This is a genomic window from Nevskiales bacterium (assembly GCA_035574475.1).
In the GTDB taxonomy this organism is placed as follows: Bacteria; Pseudomonadota; Gammaproteobacteria; order Nevskiales; family DATLYR01; genus DATLYR01.
The window spans coordinates 1-5,772 of sequence record DATLYR010000069.1; the positions used below are offsets into that span (position 1 = coordinate 1).

The 5,772-nt window shown below is 68.7% G+C and carries 5 protein-coding genes; 2 read left to right on the top strand and 3 right to left on the bottom strand.

Going from position 1 to position 5,772, the window contains the following annotated elements; translation table 11 throughout:
- Positions 1-382: tRNA (cytidine(34)-2'-O)-methyltransferase (locus VNJ47_03860; protein HXG27968.1), on the bottom strand; the 382-nt coding region annotated here is incomplete at its 3' end.
- Between the two features lie 110 nt (positions 383-492).
- Here VNJ47_03860 and VNJ47_03865 point away from each other — a divergent pair.
- Positions 493-801 carry a hypothetical protein gene (locus VNJ47_03865; GenBank protein ID HXG27969.1) on the top strand — a complete coding sequence of 103 codons (309 nt, stop codon included), beginning with the start codon at positions 493-495 and terminating at the stop codon, positions 799-801.
- Between the two features lie 36 nt (positions 802-837).
- On the opposite strand, the gene VNJ47_03870 is transcribed toward VNJ47_03865, so the two are convergent.
- Both VNJ47_03870 and VNJ47_03875 read right to left on the bottom strand, forming a co-directional pair.
- The gene (locus VNJ47_03870) at positions 838-1,290 is read right to left on the bottom strand and encodes a hypothetical protein (protein HXG27970.1); all 453 of its coding nucleotides are present in this window, start codon (positions 1,288-1,290) and stop codon (positions 838-840) included.
- A 62-nt stretch (positions 1,291-1,352) separates the two neighbouring features.
- Positions 1,353-4,127: a pitrilysin family protein gene (locus VNJ47_03875; GenBank protein ID HXG27971.1), complete on the bottom strand. Its 2,775-nt coding sequence runs from the start codon at positions 4,125-4,127 to the stop codon at positions 1,353-1,355.
- Between the two features lie 75 nt (positions 4,128-4,202).
- On the opposite strand from VNJ47_03875, the gene VNJ47_03880 reads away from it, so the two are divergent.
- The coding region (locus tag VNJ47_03880; protein HXG27972.1) for an oligopeptide transporter, OPT family at positions 4,203-5,772 on the top strand (1,570 nt) is incomplete at its 3' end.

Below are 5,772 nucleotides of genomic sequence, written 5' to 3' on the forward strand. Positions count from 1 at the left end.
GGTTGCCCGGGCGCATCGGGATGTACAGCCGTTGCTCCGCCGGCACCGATTCCAGCACCGCCTGCGGCAGGCCGCGGGTTTCCGGCCCGAACAGCAGGATGTCGTCCTCCCGGTAACGGACGTCGTGGTAGGGCGTCTGCCCGCGGGTGGAGACGGCCAGCAGCCGCCCGGGCAGCGTGGCGCGCAGCGCCGTCAGGCTTTCGTGCTGGCGGACGTCCGCCCATTCACGGTAATCGAGCCCGGCGCGCCGCAGTTTCGCGTCATCGAGATCGAATCCCAGCGGATGGATCAGGTGCAGCCGCGCGCCGGTGTTCGCGCACAGGCGGATGATGTTGCCGGTGTTCGGCGGGATCTCCGGCTGGTAGAGCGCAACGTGAATCACGCCAGGCCTCTCGCCTGCGCGGCTGCCATGCCCTCGGCGATTGACAGATTTTGCTGACTGCGCATAACGTTAGGCGACTCTACAATCTTTACAGGCGTCGGGTGATGCCCATGAAAAAACACGGTCGCGCATTTCTGAAACTTCTGGTGCTGGGCGGCGTCGTGGTGAGCCTGGCGGCGGTGCCGGCGCGCGCCGCCGACACCTCGGTGAACGGACCGGAGCCTTCCGCCGAGGCGATGGCGGTGGACGTGCTGCTGGTGCGGCCGGCGTCGCTGGTCGCCACCGTGCTGGGCACGGGTTTCTTTGTCGTCTCGCTGCCGTTCAGCATCCTGGGCGGCAACGTGGACGAGGCCGGCCGCAATCTGGTACTCAAACCGGCCAAGACGACCTTCATCCGCCCGCTCGGGGAATTCGAGTAGGCCCAGCCTGTACGCCCCGCATCGACGCGGGGCCGCCTAGGGGGTCACGGTTTTTGGCGGTGCCTTCGGGTGAGTCTCCCCGGCCGGGCTTGCAGCCGGCCCCTTCCACTGAATTCTGACTTTGCGCCGGCCCCAGGCGAAGGCATCGTCATCGTCCTCCATGAGAATGTCGATGCGCTTCGTCCAGCGCGGGTGCATCAGGTCCATCACCACGTATTCGCCGCGCCGGCCTTCGATGCGCACGCGGGTGCCGCGCGTCAGACCCATGGCCAGCAGATCGCGCGACACGGCGATGATCCTGGCCTCGTCATCGAGTTCGTCGCCCCAGGCACCGATGTCCTCGTCATCGTCCGTCTGGCCGCTGTCCAGCGTGTAAGCGACGGCCGTGACGGTGAGCGTATGCTCGATATCGTTTGCCGCGACCGGCAAGGCCGGCAACACCAGCAACACCAGGGCAATGGCCAATGCCAGGCGCATCCTGTCGTGCATGGGAATGGCTCCCCCTTGTTGTCGTTCTGTCATGGGAGTATACCGGCGTCGCCCGACGGTGGTTAGCGCAACGGCCGACCGTCGGCGTCCAGCACCTGCACCGGACCGAATTCGAGTTCACGCACCGCCGTTTCGATCTTCGCCAGATCACCGACGACGACCCAGGTCAGTGCGCCGGGATGCAGCAACGCCTGCGCTGCGGTCTTGAGGTCCGACGTAGACAGCGCGCGCACGCGGCTCACATAGCGGTTGTAGTAGTCGTCCGGCAGGCCGAACACGACGGCCTGGCCGAGCGTACCGCCGATGGCGGCGTTGGTCTCGTGGTCGCCGGGCAGGCTCAGCACCAGGCTGTCCTGGGCGGCGGCCAGTTCGGCCGGCGTCGGCGGGCGCCGGCCGCGCAGGTCCTCGATCTCGCGCAGGATTTCGCGCATCGCGTCGGCGGTGCGGTCGGTCTGCACCGCAGCGTAGGCCATGAACGGCTGCTGGCCCTTGGTTTCGCGCAGCAGGCTGCGCGCGCCGTAGGACCAGTGCTTGTCCTCGCGCAGGTTCATGTTCAGGCGCGAGGTGAACTGGCCGCCCAAGATGGCGTTGAGCGTGTCGAGCGCGAATTTACGCTCGCCGTCGAAGGGGTCGGCGACATGTCCGGCGATGACTACCGACTGCTCCGCGCCAGGGCGGTCCATGAGGAACACGCGTGGCTGCTGCGGCAGCGGTACCGTGCCCAGCGACTTGCGGGGCAACGGCGCGGCCGGCCTGCGCCAGTCGCCCAGATGTTTCTCCAGCAATGGCCGGAGCTCGCCGAGGCCGATGTCCCCGACCACCACCAGCGTGGCATTGTCGGGCCGTATCCAGTCACGGTGGAAACGGCGTAGCTGCCCCACGTCGATTGCACTAACGCTTTCCTCGGTACCGCTGCCGGTCAGGGGCAACCCATAGGGATGCTGTGGTCCGTACAGCAGCGGGGGCAGCACGCGCTGCGCCAGGCTCACGGGCTGGGCCTTCTCCTGCTGGATCGCGGCCAGGCGCTGCTTCTTGAGCCGGTCGAGTTCATGCGCCGGGAAGGCCGGCTGCTGGATGACATCGGCGAAGATCGCCAGTGCCGGTTCGTACAGTGGCCGCACTGCCGACAGTGCGATGCTCGAGCTGTCGAGCGAGGAGCCGGTGCTGAGTATTGCGCCGAGGCGCTCCAGCTCGGCGCTGATCGTGAGCGCGTCGCGTGTCTGTGTGCCCTCGTCGAGCATGTCGAGCGCCAGGCTGGCCAGACCGGGTCGGGCCGGGTCACTGCCTCGGGCGGCGTCGGTGGCGAAACCGGCGTCGAGGATGAGGTTGAAGCTGGCCATGGGCGTGCCGCGTCGCTCCGCCAGCAGGACCTTGAGGCCGTTGTCCAGCGTGAAGCGTTGCACGGGTGGCAGACGCAGCTCGGGTGGCGTGCCGGTGCTCGGCAACCGGCTGCGGTCGGCGCCGCCAGGCTGCGCGCGATACTCGGGGAAGGGGTGCACTTCGAGCACGTACACGCCATCGCCGAGCCAGGCCTGTGCGGTCTGGCGCAGGCGCGCCGGGGTGGCCTCGCGCAGATGGCGCAGGCTGCGCTGATAGGCGTCGGGACTGCCACCGAACACCTCGCTGCTGGCGAGGATGTCGGATTTGCCGCCGAAGCCGCCGATGCGCTCGCTGCCGCGCACGATGTCGGCGAACAGGGCGGTGCGCACCCGGTTCAGCTCGGCTGCCGCAGGGCCAGCGCGCAGGAAGCGTGCCAGTTCCTCGTCGAGCGCGCGCTCCAGCCGCGCCAGCTCCACGCCCGGCTTGGCGGTGGCCCAGATCAGGAACTGCGAACCGATCTCACGGTCGTCCAGCACGGCCGAAACGTCGGTGGCCAGCTGCTCGCGGTACACCAGCCGCTCGTACAGCCGGCTGGTCTTGCCGCCGGCCAGCAGGTCGCCGGTCAGTTGCAGGTCGGCGGCTTCGCGGGTATAGGCGGGCGGCACGTTCCAGACTTTGTAAAGGCGCGCCTGCGGCACGCGGTCCTGCATCGTCTGCCGGCGCTCGCCCTGCATTTTCGCGATCCAGCTCTTGTGACGCGGCACCGGCGGGCCGGCTGGGATGTCGCCGAAATAATGCTCGACCTTGCGTCGGGCCTCGGCCGGCGAGATGTCGCCGGCGATGACGATCACGGCATTGGCGGCGCCGTAGTAGCGCCTGAACCAGTCATGCACGTCTTCCAGCGCAGCGGCGTTAAGGTCTTCCATCGAGCCGATCACCGGCCAGGAGTACGGGTGTCCGGCCGGGTAAGTGTTGGCGGCGATCAGCTCCCAGGCCTTGCCATAGGGTGCGTTCTCGCGCTGGCGCTTCTCGTTCTGCACCACCCCGCGCTGCTCGTCGAGCCGCGCCTGGTCGATGACGCCCAGCAGGTGACCCATGCGATCCGACTCCAGCCACAGCGCCAGGTCGAGCGCGGGGGTCGGGACGTTCTGGAAATAATTGGTGCGATCCTGGCTGGTGGTGCCATTGGCGTCGGTGGCGCCGGCGCGTTCCAGCGGGCGGAAGTATTCGTCGTCGTGGTGCTCGCTGCCCTGGAACATGAGGTGCTCGAACAGATGCGCGAAGCCGGTTTTGCCGGGTTTTTCATCCTTCGAGCCGACGTGATACCAGACATTGACCGCGACGATCGGCGCCTTGCGGTCCTCGTGGACGATCAGGGTCAGGCCGTTGTCGAGCACGAACTTCTGGTAGGGGATGTCGATTTCGGGAATGGCGTCGGGCTGCGCGCCGGCCGGCGCGCCGAGCGCCAGCAGCCAGCCCGCGAGCCACAGGCCGAGAAAGCGACGGGTACGGGGCATTGCAGGGTCTCCGCAGGTGAATACACGCATGTCGCGGCTAGCTTAGCAGCGGTGCCGGCCTGATAAGCTAGCCGCATGGCTCCCTCAGACTCGACGCCGACGACGCGGTTCCCGCGTCAGCTGTCGCTGCGTGCGCTCGCCCTCGGCGTCGCGCTCTCGCTGGTGCTGGCCGGCGCGAATGCCTATCTGGGGCTGTTCGCGGGCATGACCGTGTCGGCCTCGATCCCGGCTGCAGTGGTCTCGATGGCGGTGCTGCGCTGGCTGCGCGACGTGCACGTGCTCGAGCACAACATCGTGCAGACCGCAGCCTCGGCCGGTGAGGCGATCGCGGCCGGCGCGATCTTCACCCTTCCGGCGCTGGTGATCATGGGGTACTGGGTAGATTTCAGCTCGCCCTGGGTGATCCTGATCTGCGGTGTCGGCGGCCTGCTCGGCGTGATTTTCACCATCCCGCTGCGGCCTGCGCTGATCGTCGAACAGAAGCTGCCGTTCCCCGAGGGCGTCGCCACCGCCGTCGTGCTGGAGGCGGGCGAGTCGCGTCGCGGTATCCGGATGCTGGCCCTCGGCGCGCTCGCCGGTGCGCTGGCCAAGCTGGGCGAGTCGGGCCTGCGGCTGTGGCCGGCGGCGGCCGGCGCGAGCCTGCCGGCCGGGCAGGGCGTGATCTACCTCGGCTGCAACCTGTCGCCGGCGCTGCTGGCCGTGGGCGCGATCGTCGGCTTCAACGCGTCGGTGCTGATCTTTGCCGGCGGCGTCCTGGCCTGGTGTATCGCCATCCCGCTGTATGCCAACCTGCCCGGCGTGGCCCTGCCCGAGGCCGAAGCTGCCGCGCTGGCGCGTGCGCTGTGGAGCACGCAGATCCGCTATCTCGGCGTCGGCGCGATGCTGGTGGGCGGGCTGTGGGCGCTGTGGGGGTTGCGCGGTGCCCTGGCCGCGGGACTGCGCCAGGCGGCGTTCGCCGCGCGCGGGCATGACGGCGCCGACTTACCGCGCAGCCTGCTCCTCGCGCTGCTGCTGGTGTTGGCGCTGGCGATGTTCCTGTTCTACCGCCAGCTGCTTGGCGGCAGTACCGGCGCGATACCGCTGACTGGCATGATGCTGCTGGCGGCGTTCGTGTTTTCGGCGGTCGCGGGTTACATGGCGGGGCTGGTCGGTTCCTCGCACAACCCGATCTCGGGCGTCACCATCGCCACGATCCTCTTTACCGCGCTCGGCCTGCTCGGGTTCGGATACGACATGCACACGGGGCCGGTGGCGGCGGTGCTGATCGGCGCAGTGGTGTGCTGCGCGGCAGCCATCGGTGGCGACACCTTGCAGGATCTCAAGGCCGGCCAGCTGCTGGGAGCGTCTCCCTGGCGCCAGCAGTTGGCGCAGATGCTGGGCGTGGTCAGCGCGGTGCTGGTGCTGGCGCCGATCCTGTCGCTGCTGCTGCGCGCCTACGGTTTCGGCGCGCCCACGGCGGAACATCCGCATCCGCTGCCGGCGCCGCAGGCGCACCTGATGGCAGCCGTGGCGCAGGGCGTGTTCGGCGGGCGCCTGCCGTGGACTATCGTGGGTATCGGGGCGGCCATCGGCGCCGGTGTGATCGTCTTGGACGAAATCCTGCGTCGCCGCGGTAGCGGATTTCGCGCGCCGGTGCTGGCGGTGG

Coding starts and splice junctions, on each gene's coding strand:
- VNJ47_03875 (HXG27971.1), bottom strand. CDS start 4,127: ATGCCCCGTACCCGTCGCTTTCTCGGCCTGTGGCTCGCGGGCTGGCTG.
- VNJ47_03870 (HXG27970.1), bottom strand. CDS start 1,290: ATGCACGACAGGATGCGCCTGGCATTGGCCATTGCCCTGGTGTTGCTG.
- VNJ47_03865 (HXG27969.1), top strand. CDS start 493: ATGAAAAAACACGGTCGCGCATTTCTGAAACTTCTGGTGCTGGGCGGC.